Genomic DNA, 24,578 nt, shown 5'->3' on the forward strand with positions numbered 1-24,578 from the left:
ATCGTCAGGACGGTCGTCAGGACGCGAAGATCGTCTTCTTCTGGCGCTCGATGGACGAGAGCAGGCTGTCGACGCCCTTGGGGTCGCGGATGAACTTCTGCAGCGCCGGCTGCATCACCGTGGAGGTGAAGTCCGGGCGGCTGTCGCGGTCCATGAACTGGGTGAGGCTCTTGGCGCCCGAGATCATCTCGTACGCCTTCTTCTGCAGCGGCGAGTACGAGGAGGTGTCCGCCTTGGTGGAGGCGGCGACCACGTTCGGGTCGGCCTTGAGGTAGATCTGCTCGGCCTCGGGGGTGCCGAGGAACTCCATGAGCTTGGCCGCGCCGGACTTGTTCTTCGGGGCCTTGCTCATCATGTAGCCGTCGGTGGGCGCCTCGACGGTGTCCTGGCCGTACGCCGGGTCTATCTCCGGGAAGGCGAAGAAGTCCAGGTCCTCCAGGTCGGCCTTGTTGGTGAACTGCTGGCCCACGAAGGTGCCCAGCAGGTACATGCCCGCCTTCTTCGACACCAGGGTCTGCGCGGCGTCCTGCCAGGTACGGCCGACGGCGCCCTCCTGGTGGTACGGCAGCAGCTCGCTCCAGTGGTCGAAGACCTTGCGGACCTTGGCGTCGGTCCAGGACGCCTTGCCCGCCATCAGCTCGACGTGGAAGTCGTAGCCGTTGGTGCGGAAGTTGAGCTGGTCGAACGTGCCCATCGCCGGCCACGCGTCCTTGTCGCCGAAGGCGATCGGGACGAGCTTGTCCTTCTGCATCTGCTTGCACAGGGCGATCAGCTGGTCCCACGTGGTGGGAACCTCGTAGCCCTTCTCCTGGAAGACGCTCTTGCGGTAGAAGAGCGCCCAGGGGTAGGTGTACAGCGGCACGAAGTAGTACTTGCCGTCCGCCCCCTTGCTGAGCTTCTTCATCGCGTCGGGGAAGTTGCCGCCGATCTTGTCCCACACGTCGTCGATCGGGCTGGCGAGGCCCTTGGCCGCGAAGAACTGCATGCGGTAGCCCGCGAACCAGTGGAACACGTCGTCCGGGGTGCCCTGGAGGTAGGAGTTGATCTGCTCCTGGAACGTGTTGTGGTCCTTGGTGTTCACGTCGACCGTGATCCCGGACTGCTTCTTGAACGCCGCGTAGATCTCGGCGAACGCCTTCTTCGGCACCGCGTCCGACGCGTTGGAGCCGAGCGAGACGGTCTTCGAGTCACCGGCCGAACTGCCACTGCCGCCACAGGCGCTGAGCAGGGGGACTCCAGCGCCGAGCGCCACCGCCCCGCCGACGCCGCGCAGCACAGTGCGGCGGCTCGGGCCGGGGACGGAGAGACCGGAAGGTGTGAGGTGCATGTACGGCTCCCTGGGGACAGGTCGTTCGGTCTCAATGGCCCTCGCCGGTGACTGATCGAAAACAATCAGAAACCAACTCGACCGAACATCGGTGGCCGCCATAACAGCTCTATGTCATGTCATGCGTCAAGACTTCTTGTCCCCCTTTGTTGAAACGTAATCCCTGGATGTCGAAACGTGACCGACACATACGTGACCCGCGTCACACCTGGACGACGTCGCGTCCATGGGGCACGTGATCGCGCAAGATCGCCCACCCAGGTCAGCCACCGCCGTCCCCCACCCGCGCGGAGGCCGTTCCGAAGTGTTTGCGTCGGCGCATCGGCACTCCCCGGCGTCCCCTGCGCGCCGGCGCCCCGCCGCCGCCCGCCGCCCCGCCCCCGTCGAGCTGGATCCGGATCCGCACCTCGGTGCCGCCCAGCACCGACGACCCGAGGCGGACGTCACCCCCGGTCGACTCGGCGAGCCCGCGCACGATGTCCAGGCCGAGCCCGGTCGAGCCGTCGCTGCCGGAGCCCCGCCCACGGGCCATCGCGGCCTCGGGATCGGCGATGCCCGGCCCCGCGTCGGAGACCAGGACGATCACCGCGTCCCCGCCGTCGTGCACGTCCACCGCGAAGGCCGTGCCCTGGTCCGTGTGCCTGAAGACGTTGCCGAGGAGGGCGTCCAGCGCGGCGGCCAGGTCGGCCCGCGCGACGGGTGTGCGGACGGGCCGCTCGGCCCCGGCCACCCGCCACGTGCGGCCCTCGTCCTCCGCGAGCGCCGACCAGAACGCCATCCGCTCCCGGACCACCTCGGCCGCGTCGCACCCGGCGCCGGGCCCCGCCACCGCCGTCCGGGGCTTGGCCTCCCGCGCCGTACGGATGATCGTGTCGACCTCCCGCTCCAGCTGCTCGACCGCCGCCCGCGTCTGCGCGGCGGCCGGCCCGTCGCCGAGCGAGGCCGCGTTGAGCCGCAGCACGGTCAGCGGTGTGCGCAGCCGGTGCGACAGATCCGCCGCCAACTCTCGTTCGTTCGCGAGCAGTTGCACCACCTGGTCGGCCATCGCGTTGAAGGCCGCCGCCGCCAGGCGCAGCTCCTTCGGTCCCTTCTCCGGAACCCGCGCGCCCAACTGCCCCTCCCCCAGTTCGCGCGCGCTCTCCACCAGCCGCCGCGCGGGCCGGACCATACGCACCCCGAGCCGGTCGGCCACCGCCACCGAGCCGACGATCAGCAGGGCACCCACCCCGGCGAGCACCGCCCACGCCGTGGCGAGCCCCCGGCTCACCTCCGACGCGGGCACGTACACCTCCACCACCGCTATCGCGCCGGAGCCGATCGCGGTCGGCTGGAGCAGCGTGGACCCGCCGGGTACGCGCGTGGTGGAGGCCCGGCCCAGCTTCCGGACCGTCGCGATGTCCCGGTCGGACGCCCGCTGCCGGCCCAGGTCGAGCGCGGCGGTCTCCGTGCCGTCCGCCGGCAGGTGCACCGCCATCCCGTCGTCCGAGCCGGCCGAGGCGACGACCCGCTCCAGCTGCTCCCGGTCGGTGGTGATGGAGAGCGCCGGGGCGATCGCGGCCGCCTCCCGCTCGGCGTGGGAGAAGGCCCGGTCCCGTGCCATCTCCTTGACGACCAGCCCGAGCGGCACCGCGAAGGCCACCACGACCATCGCCGTCACCGCCAGGCACACCTTGACCAGGGCCCACCTCATGGCCCCGCTCCCGCCCCCGGCGGCTCCAGCTTCACACCGACCCCGCGCAGCGTGTGCAGATAGCGCGGCTTGGCCGCCGTCTCCCCCAACTTCCGCCGCAGCCACGACAGATGCACGTCGATGGTCTGGTCGTCCCCGTACGACTGCTGCCACACCTCGGCCAGCAGCTCCCTGCGCGCGACGACCACACCGGGCCGCCCGGCCAGGAACGCGAGCAGGTCGAACTCGCGCCGGGTGAGATCGAGTCGTACGCCGTCCAGCTCGGCCTGACGGCGCAGCGGGTCGATCGCGAGGCCGCCGACCCGGATGACCGTGGAAGGGGGCCCCGCACCGGCGAAGGCGCGGGAGCGGCGCAGTACGGCGGCCATCCGGGCGGACAGGTGCTCGACCGAGAACGGCTTGGTCAGGTAGTCGTCCGCGCCCGCGTTCAACAGGCGGACGATCTCCGCCTCGTCGTCCCTCGCCGTCGCGATGATCACCGGGACGTCCGTGATGCCGCGCAGCATCTTCAGCGCCTCGGAGCCGTCGAGGTCCGGCAGCCCGAGGTCGAGGACGACCACGTCGAAACGGACGTGCGCGACCTCGCGCAGCGCCTCCAGGGCCGTACCGACGCTGCGCACGGTGTGCGCGGCGTCCGTCAGATGCCTGATCAGCGCCGAGCGTACGAACGGGTCGTCCTCGACCACGAGCACACTTGCCATGCGCCGCACCGTACGCCATGCGCGGGAGCCCGGTCGGGGCCTGTGGACAACTCACGCGGGGGCCCCGCGCGCAGGCCCGTGAACGGACCGGTGGCCCCCCCGCCCCACGACACCACCGGGACATGTGGGGCAGGATGGCCGCGATGCGCAGAGGACTCCTACACGTACTGGCCTGGCTGCTCGCCACGGGCGCGGCGGTCACGGTGACGTGGTGGGGCGTCCACACGGTGATGGCCGGCACGGCCTACGACCCGCCGCGCGCCCTGCCCATCACGGCCGCCGACGCACGGGCCGAGGCAGCCCCGACGCCGGTCACCGCGGCGCCCCTGCCGGAGCCGTCGCAGAGCGCCGAGGCACCGGCGAGGCGCGACGCGGACGAGCCGTCCCCCACCCCCTCGAAGCCGCCGAGGTCCACGGAGCCCGGCCCCGGTCCGAGCACCGGCGCCCCGGCCGACCAGGGCGAGATCAAGGCGTACGACACCGAGGGCGGCCGGGTCGTCCTCTCGCTCGGCGAGCAGTACGCGACCCTCGTGTCGGCGACACCCGGCTCGGGCTGGTCGATGCAGGTGTGGAAGACGGAGACCTGGATCCGGGTCGACTTCGCCGCCGGCGCGGACCGGGTGTCGGTGTTCTGCACCTGGCACGACAGCGCGCCCCGGGTGGACGTGCAGAACTTCTGAGGATGAGCGGCCCTCCCGCGAGCCGGCGCGTCCCACGGGCCGACGCGTCCACGGGTCGGCCCGTCCCCCGAAGCGGCGCCTTCAGGCCCGTTACTTCTGGAAATCGGGGAACCTCAGCGGAACGCCGACGACGGCGGCGCGGGTGAGGCCACCGCGCCCGCGTCCGTCACCGGCTGGGCGCCGCCGGTGAAGTCGGTGAGCGTCCTGCCGTGTTCGACCCGGCCGGGGTGCGGGTCGGAGGCGGCGCGGCGGGTCAGTTCGGCGACGGGCAGGGGCAGGCCGGAGGCGACGAGCACCGCGTTGCCGAACCGTCTGCCCCGCAGCACGGTGGGGTCGGCGAACAGCGCCAGTTCCGGGAAGACGACGGCGGCGGTGGCGATCTGGCCGCGCAGATGGGCCAGCGGCGGGCCGTCGGCGAGGTTGGCGGCGTAGTACCCGTCGGGCTTCACCACCCGCCGCACCTCCGTGAGGAACTCCGTCGACGTCAGATGCGCCGGAGTGCGCGCCGCGCTGAACACATCCGCTATGACCAGGTCCGCCCATCCGTCGGGCACCTTCGCGAGCCCCTCGCGCGCGTCCGTGGACCGCACCCGTACGCGCGCGTTGGGGTCCAGGGGCAGTTCGCGCCGGACCAGTCGGACGAGGGCCGCGTCCCGCTCGACGACCTGCTGGGTGGAGCGGGGGCGCGTGGCGGCGACGTACCGGGCGAGGGTGAAGGCGCCTCCGCCGAGGTGCACGGCGTGCACGGGCCGCCCGGCCGGGGCGACGAGATCGATGACGTGCCCGATCCGGCGCTGGTACTCGAACGACAGATACGCGGGATCGTCGAGATCGACGTGCGACTGCGGCGCCCCGTCGACGAGCAACGTCCACGCCCGGGGCCGGTCCGGGTCCGGCAGCAGCTCGGCGAGCCCCCCGTCGACCTCCTCGACGACCGCGTCGGCCCCCCGCCCACGCCGTCCCTGCCCCTGCCCCTTCTTCGACCTGCCCATGAACTCATTATCGGGCGTGGGGCACCCTGGGCGCGCCGGCCGCCGGGAGCGCCCCGACAGGGGCGCGGGGAACTGCGCGACGAGCCGCGACGCGCCCGCACCAGCACCAGCACCAGCACCAGCACCAGCACCCGTCTACGAGCAGAACCCCGACGGCGACCGGCCCTCACCTCACCGGCAGTTGTCAGCCGCCTCGATCAACCGCGCCGCCTCGCCCAGCGCGGCGCGCAGCACCGCCGGATCCGTCGCGAGGTCCGCCTCCCCCGGCGGCAACAGCCAGTCCGCCCCGTCCGCGGGGACCAGGACCGCCCCGCGCCCGTCGCTCTGCGTGCACGTGCTCCCCGGTACGTCCCACGCGTCGGCCGTACCGGGCGGCACCAGGAACCCGAGGGTGTCGCAGGTGTCGTCGTGCAGTACGGGTCCGACCGCCATGACGGGCCCCACCACGTCGAGGGCGCCCCGGCGGAGGATGTCGACCGCCTCCAGTCCCTGCCGCGCGGGCACGGTCACCAGGTCGCACTCGGAACGGGGTTCGTGGTTCTTCATCCGGGCCTCCCACGCCTACCAGCCCCCTGCCCAACGCGCCGCCCTGTCAACGGCTACGGCGAAACTGCGCCGCAAAGGATGGCAGTTCATGGCATATCCAGGATGAGATATCCGGTTTGTAGCCAAACCTCGCGTGGGGGCCTCGATCGGGCGGGTACGTTCTTGCCCCGCCGGACACAGCGGAACCAACCGTGCAGCACGCACACAAGTCCTACTGAATCCGGCATGGTTCGACGGTTCGCGAGAGAGGGCCCGGCCATGACGTCGTCATCGGTGACCTCGTCCCAGTTCCCCCGGCCACAGCGGCCGAACCTCGCCTTCAGAGGGCTGCGCGGGCAGCGTTCGCCGGGCGAGTTCGCCTCGGTGGTGCGGCGGGCCGCGCTGGAGATCGGCGAGCGGGTGAGCTGTGACGCTCGTTACGTCGGGCGGGTCGAGTCGGGTGAGATCCGCTGCCCCAACTACGCCTACGAACGGGTGTTCCTGCACATGTTCCCCGGCCGGACACTGACCGACCTGGGGTTCGCGCCCCGCGCGGAAGTACGCGGTCGGGGGGCGCGCGCCGCCGAGGAAGCGCCCTCCCCTCGCAACGAGAGCCGTTCCCACCCCGCACCCGGAGTGAGGGGTGAGACGGAAGGGACGTACGAGCCGTATGACACGCAAGAGATGTACGACATGCAGGACCCGCGGGGCGACACGGGCTATGTGCGCGGCCGGCGGGGCACGCAGCACACGTACCGGAACCACGAGGAGAGCGACGTGCAACGTCGCGCATTCATGACCGGGGGCAGCGCCGCGATGGCGGCCGCCTCGCTCGGCCCCTTCACCCTGGGGGGTGCGGCCTCGGCCGCCGACCGCCCCGTCCACCGGGCGGGCACGGGGGAGGCGGGGGCGCTCGAAGCCGCCGTGCGCAAGATCCGGCTGCTGGACGACCGGCACGGGGCCGACGGGCTGTACCGCAGGGCCTCGGCACCGCTGCGGGCGGCGTACGCGCTGCTCGACGCGGGCACCACCCGGCAGGCCACCGCCGACCGGCTGTACGCGGGGGCCGGGGAACTGGCCATCTCCGTGGGCTGGCTGGCCCACGACTCCGGGCGCTTCGACGACGCCCGCTCGCACTACGCGGAGGCGCTCGCGACGGCCCGGATGTCGGGGGACCCGGGTCTGGAAGCGCACGCGTTCTGCAACTCGGCGTTCCTCGCGCGCGACGCGGGCCGGCCGCGCGAGGCGGTACGGGCGGCGCAGGCCGCGCAGCGGGTCGCCCGGCCGCTCGGGTCCCCCCGGCTGATGTCCCTGCTGGCGCTGCGGGAGGCGGGCGGCTGGGCGGGGCTCGCCGACCGCACCGGGTGCGAGCAGGCGCTGGCCCGGGCGCACGCCCTGTACGGACGGGGGGCCGCCGAGGCCGACCCGGAGTGGATGAGCTTCTACGGGGAGGCCGAGCTGGAGGGCCTGGAGGCGCAGTGCTGGTCCACGCTGGGCGACTGGCCCCGGGCGGCCCGGCACGCGCGCCGGGCGGCCGGTCTGCAGAACCCGCACTTCACCCGGAACATCGCGCTCTACACGGCCGAACTGGCCGACGACCTCGCGCGCGGGGGCCGGCCCGACGAGGCCGCGGCGGCCGGCATGCGGGTCCTCGACCTCCTCGACGAGGTCCAGTCCTCCCGCGTCCAGCAGATGCTGGCGGGCACGGCCCGGGTGCTCCTGCCGCACCGCCGGGCCACGGGGGTGTCGGCGTTCCTGGAACGGCACGCCGGGGTCGCGCGGACGGCGTAGCGGGCCGTCCCGTGCCGCCCGGGGTCCGTCAGTGGCCCGCCAGGTGCCCGATGTCGTTCCAGGACTCGATCGCCGGGTCGCCGTAGGCCCAGCCGAGGACCGACAGGGACGTGGGGCTGAGGCGGATCCGGGCGGCGAAGGTGAGGTCGAGGCCCAGCCAGCGCGCGGCTATGGAGCGCAGGACGTGCCCGTGGGCGAAGACGAGGACGTCGCGTTCGGCGGAACGCGCCCACGCGACCACCTCGTCCGCGCGCGCGGAGAGCTGTTCGAGGGTCTCCCCCTCGGGAACACCGTCGCGCCACATGAGCCAGCCGGGCCGGAAGGTCTGGATCTCGGCGGGGGTCAGCCCCTCGTACGCCCCGTAGTCCACCTCCATCAGCGTGTCCCACTCGGTGGCGCGGTCGCCGAAGCCCGCCAGATCGCAGGTCTCACGCGCGCGGGAGAGGGGACTCGTCCTGACGTCGACACCGGGCAGCCCGTCCAGGGGTGCCCGGTGCAGGCGCTCCCCGAGGAGCTTGGCACCGCGCCGGCCCTCTTCGAGGAGCGGGATGTCCGTCCTGCCGGTGTGCTTCCCGAGCAGGGACCATTCCGTCTGTCCGTGTCGGGCCAGCAGGATGCGCGGTGCCATGAGCGACCTTTCGGGGGCCTTCTGCGAGAAGGAAGAATGGGGAGGCGGATGCGTCCATCATCGCTCACGCTGTCGGGGGGCAACCCGGGAGGCGATCTCTGCGTCTTGGACATCGTCTTGCACAAGGGCCACAGCCGAACCACATATGGATGAACACCGCACGCAGGTGACCACCGAGGCACGCAGATGGGGGAGACGTCGGATGCCGCAGACCGAGGCGACCGAGGCACCGGTTACCAGAAGGACCGGCGCACCGGTTACCGAGGAGGCGCCGACCGCGCGGCCCCGCTGGTGGACCGAGCTGCCGCTGATCCTGCTGGTGTACGGGGCGTACTCGGCCGGCCGGCTCCTCGCGCGCGGTGACACCGCCCACGCCGTCGACCACGGTCTGTCGATCCTGCGGATCGAGAAGGCCCTGTGGCTCAACGCCGAGCACCCGCTGAACCGCCTGTTCACCCGGGAGCCCTGGATCGGGATACCCGCCGACTTCTGGTACGCGTCGCTGCACTACCTGGTCACGCCCGCACTGCTGGTCTGGCTGTTCCGGTCCCGCACCGTGCGCTACCGCGCGGCCCGCACCTGGCTGCTGACCTCCACCTTCATCGGTCTCATCGGCTTCACCCTGCTCCCCACCTGCCCGCCCCGGCTGCTGGACCCCTCCCACGGCTTCGTCGACACGATGGCCCAGTACAGCGCGTGGGGCTGGTGGGGCGGCGAGGCCAGCGCGCCCCGGGGTCTGGGCGGCATGACCAACCAGTACGCGGCGATGCCGAGCCTGCACGTCGGCTGGGCCCTGTGGTGCGGGGTGATCCTGTGGCGCTTCGGGAGCGGCTCGCGCCTGGTGCGGACGGCAGCCGTCGCGTACCCGCTGATCACCACGATCGTGGTGATGGGCACCGCGAACCACTACTTCCTCGACGCGGTGGCGGGCGCCGCCGTGATGGGGGCGGGTCTGCTGCTGACACCGCTGGTGCTGCGGACCGCGGACCGGTGCCGGGCGGCGCTCGGACTCGCGGCGGTGGCCGAGGACCGGTTCGGCGGCTTCGGCGGACGGCCCGCGCAGGAGCCCGTCGCTCCCGCCACCGCCGCCTCACGGGGCTCGGTCTCCCCCATTGTCAGTGGGGAGTGCCAGACTTCCCCGGGTGAGCGAATTCCACGGCAGCGGATCATCGAGCCCGAGCCGGGTGCCGTCCCCGCGGAAGCAGGGGAAGGCGCTGCGGCAGCGGCTCGCTGAGCTGCGCGGCCCCGAGGTCCCCCCCAAGGCGCTGGACGCGCGCGCCCTCGCCGCGCTCGCGGCCAACCCGGGCTGTGAGCGCCGCGCGCTGCTGGACGGCGCCGGGGTGAACAAGGCGGTGCTGGCCGACGCGCTCGGCTCGCCCTCCGCCTTCGGCCAGTCCCAGTTCGCCTTCATGCGGGGCAACGCCTTCGAGGCCCGCGTGAAGGCGGACGGCGGCGCCGAACTGCTGCGGCTGGTGCACGAGAGACTGGACCCCGGCGCCGAGCCCCCGGCCGCGGCCTCGGTCCCCGACCTCACGGCCGTGGGTCCCGAGGGCCGCGCCGCCCGCACGGCCCTGGCACTGCGCGAGGCCACCGACACCGGCGGCTGGACGCTGCTCGACCACCCGATGCTCGCGCTCGACGTCGCGGGTACGCCCGCGTTCCTGGAGCCGGACGCGGTGGTGGTCCACCCCGACGGCACCTGGTCGGTCGTGGAGATCAAGTCCTTCCCGATGCTGGACGGTTCGGCGGACGCGGCGAAGGTGGGCGCGGCGGCCCGCCAGGCCGCGGTGTACGTGCTGGCCCTGGAAGAGGTCGCCGCCCGGCTCGGCGGCGCGACGCGCGAGGGCGCCCCCGCGCCCCAGGTCCGCCACCGGGTGCTGCTGGTCTGCCCCAGGGACTTCTCCAACCTCCCGACGGCCGCCGCGGTGGACATCCGCAAACAGCGGGCGGTCACCCGCCGCCAGTTGACACGGCTGACCCGGATCGAGGAGATCGCGGACACCCTCCCCGAGGGCACCTGCTTCGCCACCGACCTCCCGCGCGAGCGGCTGACGACGGCCGTCGAGGCGCTGTCCGCCACCTACGCCCCCGAGTGTCTCGCCGCCTGCGAGCTGGCCTTCCACTGCCGGGACCGCTCCCGTACGGAGGGCGCGGTGACCTCCCTGGGCCGGGGCGCGCGCGCCGAGCTGGGCGGCCTCACGACGGTCGACGAGGTTCTGGCGGCGGCCCACGGCAGGGCCGGCGACCCGGACGACCCCGCCGTGGCGGCGTTGCGCCGGGCGGCGGAGCTGCGGGCGGAGGCGCTCGGCACCGCGGGCGCGGCACGGGAGGGCGCCGCGTGTCGCTGATCGCCACCCTCGCCCGCCTGGAAGCCGTCAGCTCGGGCCGTGCCCAGCCCACGGCCACCGTCCTGCACCGGCATCTGTCGGACCGGCCCCTGGTCCTCGTGCCGCTCACCACCGCCGGCGAGGCCGGGGCCCCGCTCGGCGCGCTCGTCGGCACCGACCGGGACGCGCCCCGGCTGCTGGTGGTGCCCCAGCCTCGCGACCGTGACCTGCGATTCGCGTTCCTGGCCGAGCTGGCGGACATCGTGCTGCCGTACGTGGACTCGTACGCCGACGTCGTGGAGGCCGCCGAGCGCAGCGAGACCGACCCGGAGACCGGCAAGCGGGTCAAGGTCGAGGTCGAACTGTGCGCGGACGCACCGCAGTTGATCCTGCCGAGCCGGACGGGCATCGACCTCGTACGGCTCCTCGGGCGCTCCATGCGGTTCCGGCGCACCGCCGAGCAGGACCCGGAGGCTCCCCATCCGGCGCCGCCGCGCGTGCCGTTGCTCGGGCGATGGCTCACCCACTTCGGGGAGCGCGCGCGGGTGCCGGGCTCCTCGCTGCTGCTCGCGCTGACCGATCTGCTGTCACGGCACTGGGCGACCGGGCAGTCCGGGGTGGAGGACCAGCATCTGGGGTCGCTGCTGGCCTGGATCGACCCCCCGGAGCGGGAGTCGGGCGAGGTGGCGGCGCGGCGGGCCGAGCTGGCGCGGGACGCCGAGGGCCAGTTGCTGTGCCCGCCCGCGGGACCGGCGACCGACCCGGCGTTCGACAACAAGCTGCTGGCCCCGGCCATCGAGCGGTACGACCGGGCACGGCTCGCGTTGGCCGCCGCCGAGGACGGTCTGGAGGCGGACGACCGGCTGGGCGCGCTGACCGCCGCCGAGCGGGAGATCCGCGCCCTGGTGGAGAGCCGCACCCGGCCCACCTGGGACGCGGTCTGGCACGGCCTGGACCTGCTGCGCGCCCTGCCGGAGGGCGCCCACGCGGCCGACCGGTGGACCCGCGACCGCTGGTCCTTCACCGGCCACCGGGACCGGATCGTCGCCGGGGAACCCCCGCAGCCCCGGATCGACGACGCGGTCACGGCGGCGAACAAACTGGCCGCGCGCGAGCGGGAGCAGGCCCGGCTCGACGCCCAGGAGGCCCTGGACGACCCCCTGGTCATGGCCGGGCGGCGGCTGGCCGGGGAGGCGTTCGCCGGTGAGGTCACGGATGTCGTGATGGCGTACAGCGAGGGCAAGCGGCCGAGCCCTCGGCCGCTGGTCACCGTACGGACCGAGGACCGGCCGCATCTCGGGGAGCGCGCGAAGGTGTACCGCTCGCTGGGCGGGAAGCCGCAGACGGCCGAGTTCGTGGGGTACGAGACGGACGCGGATGGTGAGGGCCCCGACGGCGGCCTTCTGGTGCTGCGCATCATGGACAAGATGGGGCGGGGCAAGGAGCCGGAGGCGGGGTCGGTCCCCGAGAAGGGGGACGCGCTCTGTTTCACCCTGTTCGAGCACGACCAGCGGGGCGGGGCGAAGCTGCCGGACCCGGAGGACACCCCGTGGACGCACGGCGGGCCGCCGGGTGAGCCCGGCGCCGTGCCGCTGCCGGACCCGGTGACCGAGGAGGACGTCCTGTGACCCCCACCGAGGCCGTGCTCGACCCCGGGGCCGCGGCGGGCCGTGCCACCGACGCCATCCTGCGCGACACGCTGCACGGCGACGCGCGCGGTGTCGTCGTCGACTCGCCGCCCGGCGCCGGGAAGTCGACGCTCGTCGTCCGCGCGGCGCTCGAACTCGCCTCCGCCGGGCGCCCGCTGATGGTGATCGCGCAGACGAACGCGCAGGTCGACGACCTGGTGATCCGGCTCGCCGAGAAGGAGCCGGACCTCCCGGTCGGCCGGCTGCACAGCAGCGACAGCGACCCGTACGACAAGGCGCTGGACGAACTCGCGAACGTACGGAAGTCGACGAAGGCGACCGATCTGGCCGGGCTGGACGTGGTGATCTCCACGGCCGCGAAGTGGGCGCACGTCAAGGGTGTCGAGCCGTGGCGGCACGCCATCGTCGACGAGGCGTACCAGATGCGGTCGGACGCGCTGCTGGCCGTGGCCGGACTGTTCGAGCGGGCGCTGTTCGTGGGCGACCCCGGGCAGCTGGACCCGTTCGCGATCGTGGGCAGCGAGCAGTGGGCGGGGCTGTCGTACGACCCGTCGGCCTCGGCGGTGACGACGCTGCTGGCCCACAACCCCGAGCTGCCCCAGCACCGGCTGCCGGTGTCGTGGCGGCTTCCGGCGTCGGCGGCGCCCCTGGTGTCCGACGCGTTCTATCCGTTCACGCCCTTCCGCAGCGGTACGGGCCACGGGGACCGGCGGCTCGGGTTCGCGGTGCCGTCGGACGGCTCCGGTCCGGACCGGGTGATCGACGAGGCGGCCGAGTCGGGGTGGGGGCTGCTGGAGCTGCCGGCCCGGCACACGCCACGGACCGACCCGGAGGCGGTGCGTGCGGTCGCCCTGGTCGTACGGCGGCTCCTCGACCGGGGTGGGGCGGCCACCTCCGAGCGGTCCGAGGAGCCCGTGCCCCTGACCGCCGACCGGATCGCCGTCGGCACGGCCCACCGCGACCAGGCCGCCGCGGTGCGCGCCGCGCTGGCCGAGCTGGGCGTCCGCGACGTGGTCGTGGACACGGCGAACCGGCTGCAGGGGCGGGAGTACGACGTCACGGTCGTCCTGCACCCGCTGTCCGGGCGGCCCGACGCGACGGCGTTCCACCTGGAGACCGGGCGGCTGTGCGTCCTCGCCTCCCGGCACCGGCACGCGTGCGTCGTGGTGTGCCGGGCGGGCGTCACCGACCTGCTCGACGACCATCCCTCGACCGAGCCGGTGCAGCTGGGGGTGACCGTGAAGTTCCCGGACGGGTGGGAGGCGAACCACGCGGTGCTGGCGGAGCTGGCGGAGCACCGGGTGGGCTGGCGGCCGTAGGTCCCTTTCCGCGGCGGGCTCGGGCGGAACTGAGCGGGGCGGCGCCCGCGGGACGTAGGTGTGTGGGGGGCCGCGGGTGGGGAGCCTGGGCAGGGTCGGTGCCCACTTGCGCGGTCACGAGAGAATGGACGGTGGCCCTCCACCCGGGAGACCCCCGGGGACCGGCCCACCGAACCGTCGTACGAGGAGGAGAAGACATGGCGGAGCCCACGTCGCGTCGGAACGAACCGCGGCTACGCCCGGCGCCCCTGCTCTTCGAGCCGGCGGAAGCGGCCGGCGATCCCGAGCACTTCTTCGATCTGGAGTCGATCGACGATCCGCGGGCCCTGCTGTCGCGGGCGACGGAGTTGGCGCAGGCGTTCCGGGCGGCGGCGGACCGGGCCGTGGAGTTCCAGGCGATCGCGGCGGCACAGCTGGCGGACCCCCGGCGGTTCGACCGGCTGACCTCGGCGGACATCGCGGAGCGGGCGGAGTGGACCGAGGACTACGCCAGGAAGATGGTGGAGTACGGGCGGGAGTTGCTGCGGGGGCGGGACGTGAGCGGGCCGGAGTCCCTCTGAGCTCCAGACCGCGGGGCGGGATGATCCGAGGACCGGGGCCGGACGGGCCGCGCGGACCCGGCGGCGGGTGATCGAGCCCGGTCCGAGCGCGGCCGGGTGTCGTGCACCGGCGCTCGACGGGCGCCCGCCGCTCTCGCCGTCCGCCGCCGCTCTCGCCGTCCGCCGCCGCTCCCGCAGGGCCGCGGCCACTCGCCGCCTGTGCGGCACACCCGCCCGCAGCTGGGAGAACGGGAACGAAAACAGCGTCTGGCATATGCCGGGCGGGCAAGATACCCCACTTGCCCACCTCCCGTCCCAGTTTCCGGCAACTGCCCGGGGTCGGGCGCTCACGGGCGGTAGATCTGGATGCATGAGCGCTGGAGTGGGGACGGGCAGGTACCCGCAGGACGGGGACGACGTCGCGGGGGTCACGGCGGACGGGGCGGCTTGGCTGGCCTCGGCAGGAACGTATCCGCGCAGCACCCTGGCACTGTGGGAGGAGCGGCCGTCCGCGCCGGTGGTGCTGCCGTGCGGGAGTGTCTTCGATGTCGTCAGCGTGCCGGCGATCTTCGGGCGGCGCATGCTCGACCGGCTGTGGGACGAGGGCCCCGGCTCCGGACCGGTCGCCGTCTACCGCGGGCGCATGCTGCTGTTCGCCTCCCCCGGCACCGCCCAACGGCTCCCCACCCTGCTGGAGTGGGAGGAGTGGGGCTCCCCCGGCCGCACCGGCGCCGTCCCGCCTCTCCTCTGTCACGGCACCGGCGACGCGGTCACCGTCCCGGCCGTGCTGCGCACCGCCTCCGAGGACGGCGGAACCGACACCGGCGAGGGGTGCGGCGGCACACCGGACGGACCCGGAATCAGCCGCCTCGGAACCCGCTGGCTCGTCGCCCCGGACACCCGCCGACCTTGGCTTCCGGGGCCCGAGGTGGTGCTCTGGGCGGCCGTCCGGGCGGCCCGCGCGAGCGCCTCCGCGACCGTGCGCGTATCGATTTTTCCTCCCGCCGATCAGGGTGCTAAGGTCTACGACGTCAGCAGGCGCCGCTAGCTCAGTTGGTTAGAGCAGCTGACTCTTAATCAGCGGGTCCGGGGTTCGAGTCCCTGGCGGCGCACGACACGAAAGAAGCCCCTCGCGGAAGCGAGGGGCTTCTTTCGTCACGCCGACACCCACCACTCCCCGCGCTCCGGCACCCACCGCTCCCCCGCGCCCGCCCCCTCTACGCCCCCGTCGTGATCCGCACCGTCCACGCCCCCGTCGCCGTGCGCCCCTCCACCGCCACCCGCACGTCCTCCCCCGGCACCGTGAAGCTCTCGCCCACCGCCACCGGCGCGTCGGCCAGCGGCGGATATACGGACGCCTCCCCGCACGCCTCGGTGCGCGGATGCGCGTCGAGCACCTCGATGGGGCCGCCGCCCGACTCGGTCCCGCCGCGGATGCGGTAGACGAGGACGCCCTGCGTGCAGACGGACCCGTCGTTGCCGACCGCCCCCCGCGCCTCGATCGCGAGCACGCTGTCCGGACCGGTTCGGACGACCGCCAGCTTCGTCCCCCGCCCGGCGCCGAAGGCCCGCGCCCCGACACCGGTCACCACCCCGCCACCGGCCCCGCCGCCCGCCCGCCCGACGACCTGGCCGTCCCCTTCGGTCTCCCCCTCGTACGCCCCCCTCGGCCCCGCACCGACCGCCTCCAGCGTCAACCGGGTGCTCCCCGCTCCCCGTACGCACATCACCTGGCGCGGTTCCAGCCAGCCCAGCTTCCACTTGTGCCAGGCGAACAGGTCCGGGGCGAGGGCGAACTGGCTGCCCATGAGGTCCCAGTCGCCGACATGGGTGTCCCAGTCGCCCTTGCCGTCCGCGGGACGGTGGTAGAGGTCGGGGAGGTCGAAGACGTGGCCGGTCTCATGGGCGAGGACGAGACGGTCCGGCGGATGCCGCTCGAACACGGTGACGACCCGGCGAAGGCCCGTCCCGTCGATGTCCAGCGGGGTTTCGAGATTGACCACCTTCGTCGCGTCCGAGTCGACGCCGGGCGCGTGCGGGTCGGCGACGAAGTACACGATGTCGTAGCGGGAGAAGTCGACGTGCGGGTCGGCCGTGGCGAGCGCGTCCCTGAGGTAGGCGGCCCGGTGCGTGGCGTTCCAGTCACGTCGTATGGCGTACGCCGTCGACGGCCTGGGCATCTCCAGCCACTCACGGCGCGGATGGGGGTGGAGCGCGAACTTGCCGTACGACGCACGTTCGAAGAACTCACTGGTGGCCGGAAAGTGATCCGCTGTCAGCTCGGCCGGTGTGGTGAGAGGGGCCGCGTCCGGGAATGACAAGAATACGAGTACGGCGTCGAGGTCACGGGTGGGGCGCGGATACGCGGAGTTCCAGGTGTCGAGGCCCTCCGAGTGGTGCGCCTGGGTGCGTCGCAGCGTGCACGGCTCCGACAGCGGCACGGCGGAGGGGGCCGCGATCAGCGAGGTCGCGGCGAGTGCGGTGAGGGAGGTGAGCATGGCCGCTGTACTGCGCAGAGCGGGCGCCCGGTCGCCCAGGAGTTCCTGCCAGAGGAGCGGACGCTGCACGGAGACCTCCGGATGCGGATCTTGTGGACACCGCATCCAGATTTTCTGAATTAGTAGTACTTTGCCCTGTTTGCCTGCACCAGAAGAGTGAGGAAAAGGCGAGATGGAGCCGGATGACCTCTGATGGCCGACACCCCGGACACTCACGGAACGTCACAAGCGGTCGACAGAACGGGGAAGCCGTTCAGCTCGGGGCAGAAACGATCTGTCAGATCAGGTCGTTGTTCAGGGAGACTGGAGAGTGGCTGGAAGGCCTTGGGGGCAACCTCTATGATCGGCACACTTTCCTGCACGGACACGGCTTGAGCGCCCCGACGTACCGGTTCGGCCGCTCCGACGAGACACATGAGATCCGTACGAAAACGAGTGCACTGCGGGAGCGAACGGTGAGCGGAACGTCCCAAGGGCCGGCGCCCGCGCCAGACCTCGTCCGGCCGACGATCACAGAGCGTCACGCCAATGCGTCAGCTCAGCCGACACGGTCGTCGGAGGAGAGTCCCACGACACCCGCCGCCTTTTCCCTCGCGCCGCTGGCCATGGCCGTCGTCGACCGCGACGGGCTGGTCGTCACGGCCAACGGGGCGATGGGGACCCTGCTCGGCACGGGCGCGGAACCGCTGGCCGGGCGGGTCGCCGCCGATCTGGTGGACCTCGCCTCGGACACGCGCACCTGGCACGCGTACCGCGAGGTGCTGCGCGGCCGGCAGGCCCGGCTGCGCTGTACGCGCCGGCTCAAACAGCCGGACGGCACCTGGCTGTGGGTCCAGGTGTCGGTGGCTCCGCTGCCCGAGGAGGAGCGGGCGGTGCTTCTCTCGGTCGCCGACATCAGCGCCACCCGTCAGCTTCAGGCCAGGCTCCGCCACCTGCAGATGCACGACCCGGTGACCCGGCTGCCCAACCGCACCCTCTTCTTCGAACAACTCTCCGCCGCCCTCGAACGGGAGGCCTACGACGAGGTCGGCACCGGGCGGATCGGCCTGGTCTATCTGGACCTGGACGGGTTCAAGGCGGTCAACGACACCCTCGGCCACCGTGTCGGCGACCGGCTCCTCGCGGCCGTCGCCGAGCGGCTCACCCGGTGCGCCGACGAGGCCGCCCTCCAGCGCAAGGCCGGTACGACCGCCGGGGCGCCGCTGGTGGCCAGACTCGGCGGTGACGAGTTCGCGCTGCTGGTGGAGGACTCCACCGGCACGGAGCAGCTCGCCGACCTGGCCGACTCGGTCCTCAAGGCGCTTCAGGCGCCCTTCGACCTGGCCGGTCAGCGGCTGTCCGTCTCCGCGTCGATCGGGGTCGTCGAACGGCAGTCGACGAGCACGACGGCGACCGGACTGATGCAGGCCGCCGACACGACGCTGTACTGGGCGAAGGCCGACGGCAAGGCCCGCTGGACACTGTTCGACCCGGAGCGCAACGCCCACCGGATGACCCGTCAGGCCCTGTCGTCCACCCTGCGGGCGGCCGTCGGGCGGGGCGAGTTCGTCCTGGAGTACCAGCCGCTGGTGGGCATGGCGCAGGGCGAGGTGCGCGGGGTCGAGGCGCTGGTGCGCTGGCATCACCCGCAGTTCGGCCTGCTGACGCCGAATCGGTTCATCTCACTGGCCGAGGAGGACGGCTCGATCGTCCAGCTCGGGCGGTGGATTCTGGCCACCGCCTGCCGGCAGGCCCGCCGCTGGCAGATCGACCACCCCGACCGGGCGCCGATCTTCGTCAGCGTGAACGTGGCCGTCCGCCAGGTCTGGGACTCCGATCTGGTCGCCGACGTCGCCGAGATCCTCGCGGAGACCGGCCTCGCCCCGCATCTGCTGCAGCTGGAGCTGACCGAGTCCGCGCTCATGGGCTCCGCCGGCCGCCCCCTCCAGGCGCTCAGGGCGCTCAGCGACATGGGCGTACGCATCGCCATCGACGACTTCGGCACCGGGTACTCCAACCTCGCCTACCTGAGCCGGCTGCCGGTGTCGGTGTTGAAGCTGGACGGGGCGTTCGTCCGGGGATTCCAGTACGAGGGCGCGCAGGAGGGCCCCGCCGCGGGGGACGACCAGGACTCCGGGCAGCCCAACCCCGCCGACGAGATCATCGTCGAGGCACTCGTCCAGCTCGCCCACCGGCTCGGGCTGTCGGTCACGGCGGAGGGCGTGGAGACCGACGCGCAGGCCTCCCGGCTGCGCAGACTCGGCTGCGACACCGGGCAGGGGTGGCTGTACTCCCGCGCGGTGTCGCCGGAACGGATCGCGGAACTGCTGGGGGCCGCGGCCTGCCCTCAGGCCTGAGGAGCGCCCCCGGCTCCCGGCAGGCCGTAGGCGTCGGCGATCAGTTCGTACGAGCGCAGGCGCAGGTCGGGGCTGTGGGCGTGGGAGGTGAGCATCAGCTCGTCGGCGCCCGTGCGCTTGTGCAGGTCGTCGAGACGGGTGCGGACCTCGTCGAGGGTGCCGTGGACGACGTCGGCGTTCCAGGAGTCGATGAAGTCCTGTTCGACCGCGCTGAACTCGTACGCCTCCGCCTCCTCGGGTGTCGGGACGAGACCGGGGCGGCCGGTGCGCAGGCGGACCATGTTGAGGGCGGCGGCCCTGACCTGGCGGCGGGCCTCCTTCTCCTCGTCGGCGGCGAGGGCGGAGACGCCGATCAACGCGTACGGGGCGTCGAGGACCGGCGAGGGGCGGAACGACTCGCGGTAGAGGTCGAGCGCCGGGATCGTGTTCCGCGCGGAGAAGTGGTGGGCGAAGGCGAAGGGCAGGCCGAGGGAGCCGGCCAGCCGGGCGCTGAAGCCGGAGGAGCCGAGCAGCCAGATCGGGGGGCGGTGCGGGGACTGGACGCCGCCGGGCGAGGTGCTCTGGACGGGACCCGGGACCGCGTGGATACGGCGGTAGGGGTGGCCGTCGGGGAAGTCGTCGTCCAGGAAGCGGGTCAGCTCCGCGAGCTGCTCGGGGAAGTCGTCGGCGCCCTCCTGGAGGCGGGCGGAGCGGCGCAGGGCGGCCGCGGTGGCGCCGTCCGTGCCGGGGGCCCGGCCGAGGCCGAGGTCGACGCGGCCGGGGGCCATCGCTTCGAGCGTGCCGAACTGCTCCGCGATGACCAGGGGGGCGTGGTTGGGGAGCATCACGCCGCCCGAGCCGAGGCGGATGCGGGTGGTGTGGGCGGCGAGGTGGGCGAGGATCACGGCGGGCGAGGAGGAGGCCACTCCCGGCATCGAGTGGTGCTCGGCGACCCAGTAGCGGTGGAACCCGCGGGCTTCGGCCTGGCGGGCGAGGGTGACGCTGGTGCGGAGGGCGTCCGTGGCGGTGCGGCCGGCGCCCACGGTGACCAGGTCGAGGACGGAGAGGGGGACCGGGGCGGTGCCCTTGGCTTCGCCTCGTATCTCGGCTGTGGTCACGGTGGGGCCTCCTGGGGCGTGCGGGGGTTCGTGCGGGGCGCGCGCGTACGGGGTGTGCGCGTACGGGGTGAGGTAACAGGAGGGTGGCTCCGGTTATTCCCTCGCCCCCGCCGCCCCTACCGTTCCGTCCCGTCCCGTCCCGTCCCGTCCCAGGGGCTGCGCCCCTTCGACCTCCGGCTGACGGCCCGGTGGGGCTTCTCGCGCCGTTCCCCGCTCCCCTGAACGGCCCGCGGGCCGTTCAGGGGAGCGGGTGGTCACACCTGCACGATCGGTTCCCTGGTGAACAGTCGGCCCAGTCGTGGTGCGTTGACCCTCCTGTCGGCCAGCCGCAGGGCCTCCCAGACCGTGACCTGGTTGGCGGTGAGGACCGGTTTGCCGAGTTCCTTCTCCAGGGTGGGGAGGTGGGAGACGGTGTGCAGGGCCGTGTCCGGGAGGAGCAGGGCCTCCGCCTCCGGATGGTCGGCCGCGCGGGCGAGGGCGAGTATCTCGTCGAGACCCCAGGTGCCCACCTCCGCCGCCGTGACGATCCCGGCGCCCCGCACGGAGAGGACCTCGACGCCGGCCGCCGCCAGGAAGTCGACGAAGAGGCGGGCCACGTCGTCCGGGTAGGTCGCCGCCACGGCGACCCGCGTGGCGCCGATCTCCCGTGCCGCGTGGGCGAAGGCGAAGGACGTGGAGGAGGCCGGGAGGCCCGCCGCGCGGGCGAGGGCGCGGATCTGCTCGTGGGCGCCCTCGTAGCCGTGGACGAAGCTGCCGCTCGTGCAGGCCCAGACGACGGCCTCCGAACCGGAGAGGCGCAGGGCCTCGCAGCCGGCGGACAGGCGTTCGGGGGCGCCCATCTCACGCAGGGCGTCCACGCGGTGGGCGTCCTCGCCGATGTCGGTGTGCACCACGTCCACCCGGATGTCGCTGCCGAGCAGTTGCTCCATGCGCGGATAGTCGTCCTCGGCGGAGTGGCCCGGGTAGAGGAAACCGAGTGCGGTCATGCCCAACCTTCCTGTTCTTCCGGCAGTACCGGCGGTGGCGGAACAGGCCCCGCACCGAACGGCTGCCTGGCCGACTCGTCGAGCAGAGCCTGGTACGGACCCACCGCCCGGGTACCCAGATGACGCAGTGCCGCCCACATCGTCACCTGGTTGGCCGAGATCACCGGCATCCGCAGCTCCGCTTCGAGCTGGGGGATGACGTCGTACGTGGGCAGATTGGTGCAGGAGATGAAGAGGGCGTCCGGGGTCGTGGCGCGGACCGCCCGGTGGGCCATGGCGACCACGTCGCGGTAGGGGACCTTCCAGATGTGCCGGACCAGGCCCAGCGAGGCGCGGCCGGTGACCAGGATGCCCGCCTCGGCCAGGTACTCCTCCAGGGACCGGGTGACCGAGACGGTGTAGGGGGTGACGAGGGCGACACGGCGCGCGTGCAGCTCGGCCAGGGCGGTGAGCAGCGCGCCCGAGGTGGTGACCGCGTGCGCGGCGCCCGCGCGGGTCATCGCCTCGCCCATCGCGCGCTCCCCCGCGACCCCGCCGACGAAGCTGCCGCTGGTGCAGGCGTAGGCCACGATCTCGGGCGCGACCTCGTTCAGGGCGCGGACCGCCTCGTGCAGCGTCTCGTGCTCGGAGACCAGGCGGGCCAGGTGGAGGCTCACCTCGACCGGGACGTACGGGGTCCGGGTGAGGTGCAGGGAGACGTCGTCCGGGACCCACCGCCACAGTTCGCGGTCGAGGGCGAAGTCGAAGGGGGCGATGACACCGATGCCGCGCTGCGGTCGGGGCCCACCGAGGAAGGAGACGTTCATGACGGTCACCGGCCTCACGGAGAGAGATGTGCGGACGACAGAACGTGCGCAAGTCCGTGTTGACGAAGGTAGGTTCGGGTGCGAGCGTGGTCAATCAGTGCACGTCACACACGTCTTCGTGGTGCCGGTAGAGCCGCTTTTCGATCGTGAGGGGTTGCCTTCGCCCATGACCTCGTCGCAGCGCCCGCGCCTGCTCGTCCTCGACGCCGAACCGCGCCCCCGGCTCGGGCGGCTCACCGGGCGGGCCACCGTCGAGTACACCGACGCCTCGACGCTGGCCGAGCGGCTGCCGTACGCCGATGTGCTGCTGGTGTGGGACTTCGCGTCCCTCGCGGTGCGGGACGCCTGGCCGCGCGGCGGGCCCCGGCCCCGCTGGGTGCACACGGCGAGCGCGGGCGCCGACCATCTGCTGGGCCCCGGGCTCGTCGCCGACGAGGAGGCGGTGGTGACGAACGCGCGCGGGATCTTCGAGGCGCCGATCGCCGAGTACGTCGCCGCGCTCGTCCTCGCCATGGCCAAGGATCTGCCGGGCAGCTGGGAGCTGCAGGGGCGGCGGGAGTGGCGGCACCGGGAGGCCCTGCGGGTGGCCGGTGGCCGGGCCTGTGTGGTGGGGTCCGGGCCGATCGGGCGGGCGATCGCGCGGTACCTCAAGGCCCTCGGCCTCCACACGGCCGTGGTGGGCCGGGCCGCGCGGGCGGGGGTGCACGGCCCGGAGGAGCTGGACCGGCTGCTGGCCCGCGCCGACTGGGTGATCGTGGCCGCGCCGCTGACGGAGGCGACGTACGGCATGTTCGACGCCCGGCGGTTCGGGGTCATGCAGCCGTCCGCGCGGTTCGTCAACGTGGGGCGTGGGCAGCTCGTGGTGGAGGACGCGCTCGTCGAGGCGCTGCGCAAGCGATGGATCGCGGGGGCCGCGCTGGACGTCTTCGAGCGGGAGCCGCTGGGACCGGACGATCCGCTGTGGGAGGTGCCGGGGCTGATCGTCTCTCCCCACATGAGCGGGGACACGGTGGGGTGGCGGGACGAACTCGGCGCCCAGTTCGTGGAGTTGTTCGAGCTGTGGGAGGCGGGCAAACCGCTGCCCAACGTGGTCGACAAGCAGCGCGGGTACGTGCCCGGGCACTGAACTCCCCTGGAAGGGGCCGGATGTCGGAGCTCACGGAACTGTCCGCCGTACGACTGGTCGAGGGGTATCGCAAGGGCGAGTTCGGTCCCGTGGAGGTGGCGCGGGCGGCGCTGGAGCGGGCCGAGCGGGTGCAGCCGGAGGTGAACGCCTTCGTGCGGATCGACACCGGGTCCGCCCTCGCGCAGGCGCGCGAGTCGGAGGAGCGCTGGCGGCGCGGGGAGCCGGCCGGGGCGGTGGACGGGGTGCCCGTCACGGTGAAGGACATCCTGCTGGTGCGGGGCGGGCCGACGCTGCGGGGCTCCAGAACGGTCTCGGCGGAGGGGAGTTGGGACGAGGACGCGCCCTCCGTGGCCCGGCTGCGGGAACAGGGGGCGGTCTTCCTGGGCAAGACCACGACGCCCGAGTTCGGCTGGAAGGGCGTCACCGACTCACCCCTCAGTGGCGTGACGCGCAATCCGTACGACCTCTCGCGTACGGCCGGGGGCTCCAGCGGGGGCGCCGCCGCGGCCGTCGCGCTCGGGGCCGGGCCGCTGGCGCTGGGCACGGACGGGGGCGGCAGTGTGCGTATCCCGGCCGCGTTCTGCGGGGTGTTCGGGATGAAGCCGACGTACGGGCGGGTGCCGCTGTATCCCGCGAGCGCGTTCGGCACGCTGTCCCATGTGGGGCCGCTGACCCGGGACGCGGCCGACGCCGCGCTGATGCTGGACGTCATCTCCGGGCCCGACGCGCGGGACTGGTCCGGGCTCGGACCGCCCTCCGGTTCCTTCGTGGACGCGCTCGACGGTGGGGTGCGGGGGCTGCGGGTGGCGTACTCGGCGTCGCTGGGCGGGCAGGTCGCGGTGCGGCCCGGCGTCGCGCGCGCCGTGCGGCGGGCGGTGGAGGGGCTCGCCGGGCTCGGCGCGTACGTCAGCGAGGCCGATCCCGACTTCTCCGATCCCGTCGCCGCGTTCCACACGCTGTGGTTCAGCGGGGCGGCTCGGGTGACGCAGCGGCTCGGGGCGGGGCAGCGGGGTCTGCTGGACCCCGGGTTGCGGGAGGTGCGGGATCTCGGGGCGCGGCTGTCCGCGCTGGACTATCTGGCCGCGGTGGACGTGCGGATGGAGGTCGGGCGGCGGATGGGGGCGTTCCATGAGCGGTACGACGTTCTTGTCACGCCTTCCCTGCCGGTGACCGCGTTCGAGGCGGGGGTGGAGGTGCCGGGGGGTTTCGGGGGGCGGCGGTGGACTGCCTGGACGCCGTTCACGTATCCGTTCAATCTGACGCAGCAGCCTGCGGCGAGTGTGCCGGTGGGGGTGGATGAGGCTGGGTTGCCTGTGGGGGTGCAGGTGGTGGCGGCTCGGTATCGGGACGATCTGGTGTTGCGGGTGGCTCATGCGTTGTACGGGGCGGGGGTTGCCGGGGTGGGGGTGGGGGTGACGGGCGCCGTCGGTTCGTCGGGGGGTTGATGCGCCCCCGCCGCCCCTACCCGTCCCGCCCCAGGGGCTGCGCCCCTTCGACCCCCATGCGCCGGCCCGGTGGGGGCTGGTCGCGCAGTTCCCCGCGCCCCTGGAAGGCAGGGGCC

The 24,578-nt window shown here is 73.3% G+C and carries 21 protein-coding genes and 1 tRNA gene; 12 read left to right on the forward strand and 10 right to left on the reverse strand.

The annotated features are described in order from the left end of the window. Nucleotides 1-16 precede the first annotated feature (16 nt). The 3 genes from STRBO_RS0134060 to STRBO_RS0134070 all read right to left on the reverse strand — a co-directional run bounded on the left by STRBO_RS0134060 (nt 17) and on the right by STRBO_RS0134070 (nt 3,718). Nucleotides 17-1,327 (reverse strand): ABC transporter substrate-binding protein, encoded by a 1,311-nt coding sequence (locus STRBO_RS0134060; protein WP_020115520.1) that lies wholly within the window; start codon nt 1,325-1,327, stop codon nt 17-19. A 262-nt stretch (nt 1,328-1,589) separates the two neighbouring features. Further along, complete coding sequence (locus STRBO_RS0134065) at nt 1,590-3,017, reverse strand: sensor histidine kinase (RefSeq protein WP_005486543.1); 1,428 nt, start codon at nt 3,015-3,017, stop codon at nt 1,590-1,592. Continuing rightward, the gene (locus tag STRBO_RS0134070) at nt 3,014-3,718 is read right to left on the reverse strand and encodes a response regulator transcription factor (RefSeq protein ID WP_020115521.1); all 705 of its coding nucleotides are present in this window, start codon (nt 3,716-3,718) and stop codon (nt 3,014-3,016) included. Before STRBO_RS0134070 ends, STRBO_RS0134065 begins: the two co-directional genes overlap by 4 nt. A gap of 134 nt (nt 3,719-3,852) precedes the next feature. On the opposite strand from STRBO_RS0134070, the gene STRBO_RS0134075 reads away from it, so the two are divergent. After that, nucleotides 3,853-4,398: a superantigen-like protein SSL4 gene (locus STRBO_RS0134075; protein WP_028796995.1), complete on the forward strand. Its 546-nt coding sequence runs from the start codon at nt 3,853-3,855 to the stop codon at nt 4,396-4,398. A gap of 113 nt (nt 4,399-4,511) precedes the next feature. On the opposite strand, the gene STRBO_RS0134080 is transcribed toward STRBO_RS0134075, so the two are convergent. Further along, nucleotides 4,512-5,390 (reverse strand): spermidine synthase, encoded by an 879-nt coding sequence (locus STRBO_RS0134080; protein WP_005486546.1) that lies wholly within the window; start codon nt 5,388-5,390, stop codon nt 4,512-4,514. 171 nt (nt 5,391-5,561) lie between these two features. After that, complete coding sequence (locus tag STRBO_RS0134085; RefSeq protein ID WP_005486548.1) at nt 5,562-5,936, reverse strand: hypothetical protein; 375 nt, start codon at nt 5,934-5,936, stop codon at nt 5,562-5,564. 258 nt (nt 5,937-6,194) lie between these two features. On the opposite strand from STRBO_RS0134085, the gene STRBO_RS0134090 reads away from it, so the two are divergent. Then, entirely contained in the window at nt 6,195-7,706 is a 1,512-nt protein-coding gene (locus STRBO_RS0134090; protein ID WP_005486550.1) for an NsdA family TPR-like regulatory protein, read from the forward strand. 28 nt (nt 7,707-7,734) lie between these two features. On the opposite strand, the gene STRBO_RS0134095 is transcribed toward STRBO_RS0134090, so the two are convergent. Then, nucleotides 7,735-8,334 (reverse strand): histidine phosphatase family protein, encoded by a 600-nt coding sequence (locus STRBO_RS0134095; protein WP_005486551.1) that lies wholly within the window; start codon nt 8,332-8,334, stop codon nt 7,735-7,737. A gap of 202 nt (nt 8,335-8,536) precedes the next feature. On the opposite strand from STRBO_RS0134095, the gene STRBO_RS0134100 reads away from it, so the two are divergent. From STRBO_RS0134100 to STRBO_RS0134130, 7 genes are all read left to right on the forward strand, one after another. Further along, nucleotides 8,537-9,568, forward strand: coding sequence for a phosphatase PAP2 family protein (locus tag STRBO_RS0134100; protein ID WP_005486553.1), 1,032 nt, complete (start codon nt 8,537-8,539; stop codon nt 9,566-9,568). Next, on the forward strand, nt 9,519-10,682 hold the full coding sequence (locus STRBO_RS0134105) for a hypothetical protein (RefSeq protein ID WP_005486555.1): 1,164 nt from the start codon (nt 9,519-9,521) through the stop codon (nt 10,680-10,682). The genes STRBO_RS0134100 and STRBO_RS0134105 overlap by 50 nt, the downstream gene beginning before the upstream one ends. Continuing rightward, nucleotides 10,673-12,289, forward strand: coding sequence for a hypothetical protein (locus tag STRBO_RS0134110; protein ID WP_005486556.1), 1,617 nt, complete (start codon nt 10,673-10,675; stop codon nt 12,287-12,289). Before STRBO_RS0134105 ends, STRBO_RS0134110 begins: the two co-directional genes overlap by 10 nt. Next, nucleotides 12,286-13,629 carry an AAA family ATPase gene (locus tag STRBO_RS0134115; protein WP_005486558.1) on the forward strand — a complete coding sequence of 448 codons (1,344 nt, stop codon included), beginning with the start codon at nt 12,286-12,288 and terminating at the stop codon, nt 13,627-13,629. The genes STRBO_RS0134110 and STRBO_RS0134115 overlap by 4 nt, the downstream gene beginning before the upstream one ends. A 197-nt stretch (nt 13,630-13,826) precedes the next feature. After that, on the forward strand, nt 13,827-14,189 hold the full coding sequence (locus STRBO_RS0134120; RefSeq protein WP_020115524.1) for a hypothetical protein: 363 nt from the start codon (nt 13,827-13,829) through the stop codon (nt 14,187-14,189). Between the two features lie 349 nt (nt 14,190-14,538). Continuing rightward, nucleotides 14,539-15,216 carry a bifunctional DNA primase/polymerase gene (locus STRBO_RS41075; protein ID WP_086016382.1) on the forward strand — a complete coding sequence of 226 codons (678 nt, stop codon included), beginning with the start codon at nt 14,539-14,541 and terminating at the stop codon, nt 15,214-15,216. Beyond that, a tRNA-Lys gene (locus STRBO_RS0134130) sits at nt 15,207-15,280 on the forward strand. The genes STRBO_RS41075 and STRBO_RS0134130 overlap by 10 nt, the downstream gene beginning before the upstream one ends. 105 nt (nt 15,281-15,385) lie before the next feature. Here the strand turns inward: STRBO_RS0134130 and STRBO_RS0134135 are convergent. Further along, entirely contained in the window at nt 15,386-16,771 is a 1,386-nt protein-coding gene (locus STRBO_RS0134135; protein WP_005486563.1) for a M6 family metalloprotease domain-containing protein, read from the reverse strand. Between the two features lie 350 nt (nt 16,772-17,121). On the opposite strand from STRBO_RS0134135, the gene STRBO_RS0134140 reads away from it, so the two are divergent. Continuing rightward, nucleotides 17,122-19,002 carry a putative bifunctional diguanylate cyclase/phosphodiesterase gene (locus tag STRBO_RS0134140; RefSeq protein WP_078531667.1) on the forward strand — a complete coding sequence of 627 codons (1,881 nt, stop codon included), beginning with the start codon at nt 17,122-17,124 and terminating at the stop codon, nt 19,000-19,002. Here STRBO_RS0134140 and STRBO_RS0134145 read toward each other — a convergent pair. The 3 genes from STRBO_RS0134145 to STRBO_RS0134155 form a co-directional block, all read right to left on the reverse strand. Next, nucleotides 18,993-20,099 carry an LLM class flavin-dependent oxidoreductase gene (locus tag STRBO_RS0134145; RefSeq protein ID WP_005486569.1) on the reverse strand — a complete coding sequence of 369 codons (1,107 nt, stop codon included), beginning with the start codon at nt 20,097-20,099 and terminating at the stop codon, nt 18,993-18,995. The genes STRBO_RS0134140 and STRBO_RS0134145 overlap by 10 nt on opposite strands. Before the next feature lie 254 nt (nt 20,100-20,353). Then, nucleotides 20,354-21,085, reverse strand: coding sequence for a maleate cis-trans isomerase family protein (locus STRBO_RS0134150; protein WP_005486573.1), 732 nt, complete (start codon nt 21,083-21,085; stop codon nt 20,354-20,356). Then, nucleotides 21,082-21,891: a maleate cis-trans isomerase family protein gene (locus STRBO_RS0134155; RefSeq protein ID WP_028796996.1), complete on the reverse strand. Its 810-nt coding sequence runs from the start codon at nt 21,889-21,891 to the stop codon at nt 21,082-21,084. Before STRBO_RS0134155 ends, STRBO_RS0134150 begins: the two co-directional genes overlap by 4 nt. A gap of 166 nt (nt 21,892-22,057) precedes the next feature. Between STRBO_RS0134155 and STRBO_RS0134160 the strand changes: the two genes are divergently transcribed. Then, the gene (locus STRBO_RS0134160; protein WP_020115526.1) at nt 22,058-23,017 is read left to right on the forward strand and encodes a D-2-hydroxyacid dehydrogenase; all 960 of its coding nucleotides are present in this window, start codon (nt 22,058-22,060) and stop codon (nt 23,015-23,017) included. 20 nt (nt 23,018-23,037) lie between these two features. Beyond that, nucleotides 23,038-24,462, forward strand: coding sequence for an amidase (locus tag STRBO_RS0134165; protein ID WP_005486577.1), 1,425 nt, complete (start codon nt 23,038-23,040; stop codon nt 24,460-24,462). Nucleotides 24,463-24,578: the final 116 nt, after the last annotated feature.

It is taken from the genome of Streptomyces bottropensis ATCC 25435 (assembly GCF_000383595.1).
Lineage (GTDB): Bacteria > Actinomycetota > Actinomycetes > Streptomycetales > Streptomycetaceae > Streptomyces > Streptomyces bottropensis.

Coding starts and splice junctions, on each gene's coding strand:
- STRBO_RS0134060 (WP_020115520.1), bottom strand. CDS start 1,327: ATGCACCTCACACCTTCCGGTCTCTCCGTCCCCGGCCCGAGCCGCCGC.
- STRBO_RS0134065 (WP_005486543.1), bottom strand. CDS start 3,017: ATGAGGTGGGCCCTGGTCAAGGTGTGCCTGGCGGTGACGGCGATGGTC.
- STRBO_RS0134070 (WP_020115521.1), bottom strand. CDS start 3,718: ATGGCAAGTGTGCTCGTGGTCGAGGACGACCCGTTCGTACGCTCGGCG.
- STRBO_RS0134075 (WP_028796995.1), top strand. CDS start 3,853: ATGGCCGCGATGCGCAGAGGACTCCTACACGTACTGGCCTGGCTGCTC.
- STRBO_RS0134080 (WP_005486546.1), bottom strand. CDS start 5,390: ATGGGCAGGTCGAAGAAGGGGCAGGGGCAGGGACGGCGTGGGCGGGGG.
- STRBO_RS0134085 (WP_005486548.1), bottom strand. CDS start 5,936: ATGAAGAACCACGAACCCCGTTCCGAGTGCGACCTGGTGACCGTGCCC.
- STRBO_RS0134090 (WP_005486550.1), top strand. CDS start 6,195: ATGACGTCGTCATCGGTGACCTCGTCCCAGTTCCCCCGGCCACAGCGG.
- STRBO_RS0134095 (WP_005486551.1), bottom strand. CDS start 8,334: ATGGCACCGCGCATCCTGCTGGCCCGACACGGACAGACGGAATGGTCC.
- STRBO_RS0134100 (WP_005486553.1), top strand. CDS start 8,537: ATGCCGCAGACCGAGGCGACCGAGGCACCGGTTACCAGAAGGACCGGC.
- STRBO_RS0134120 (WP_020115524.1), top strand. CDS start 13,827: ATGGCGGAGCCCACGTCGCGTCGGAACGAACCGCGGCTACGCCCGGCG.
- STRBO_RS41075 (WP_086016382.1), top strand. CDS start 14,539: ATGAGCGCTGGAGTGGGGACGGGCAGGTACCCGCAGGACGGGGACGAC.
- STRBO_RS0134135 (WP_005486563.1), bottom strand. CDS start 16,771: ATGCGGTGTCCACAAGATCCGCATCCGGAGGTCTCCGTGCAGCGTCCG.
- STRBO_RS0134150 (WP_005486573.1), bottom strand. CDS start 21,085: ATGACCGCACTCGGTTTCCTCTACCCGGGCCACTCCGCCGAGGACGAC.
- STRBO_RS0134155 (WP_028796996.1), bottom strand. CDS start 21,891: ATGAACGTCTCCTTCCTCGGTGGGCCCCGACCGCAGCGCGGCATCGGT.
- STRBO_RS0134160 (WP_020115526.1), top strand. CDS start 22,058: ATGACCTCGTCGCAGCGCCCGCGCCTGCTCGTCCTCGACGCCGAACCG.
- STRBO_RS0134165 (WP_005486577.1), top strand. CDS start 23,038: ATGTCGGAGCTCACGGAACTGTCCGCCGTACGACTGGTCGAGGGGTAT.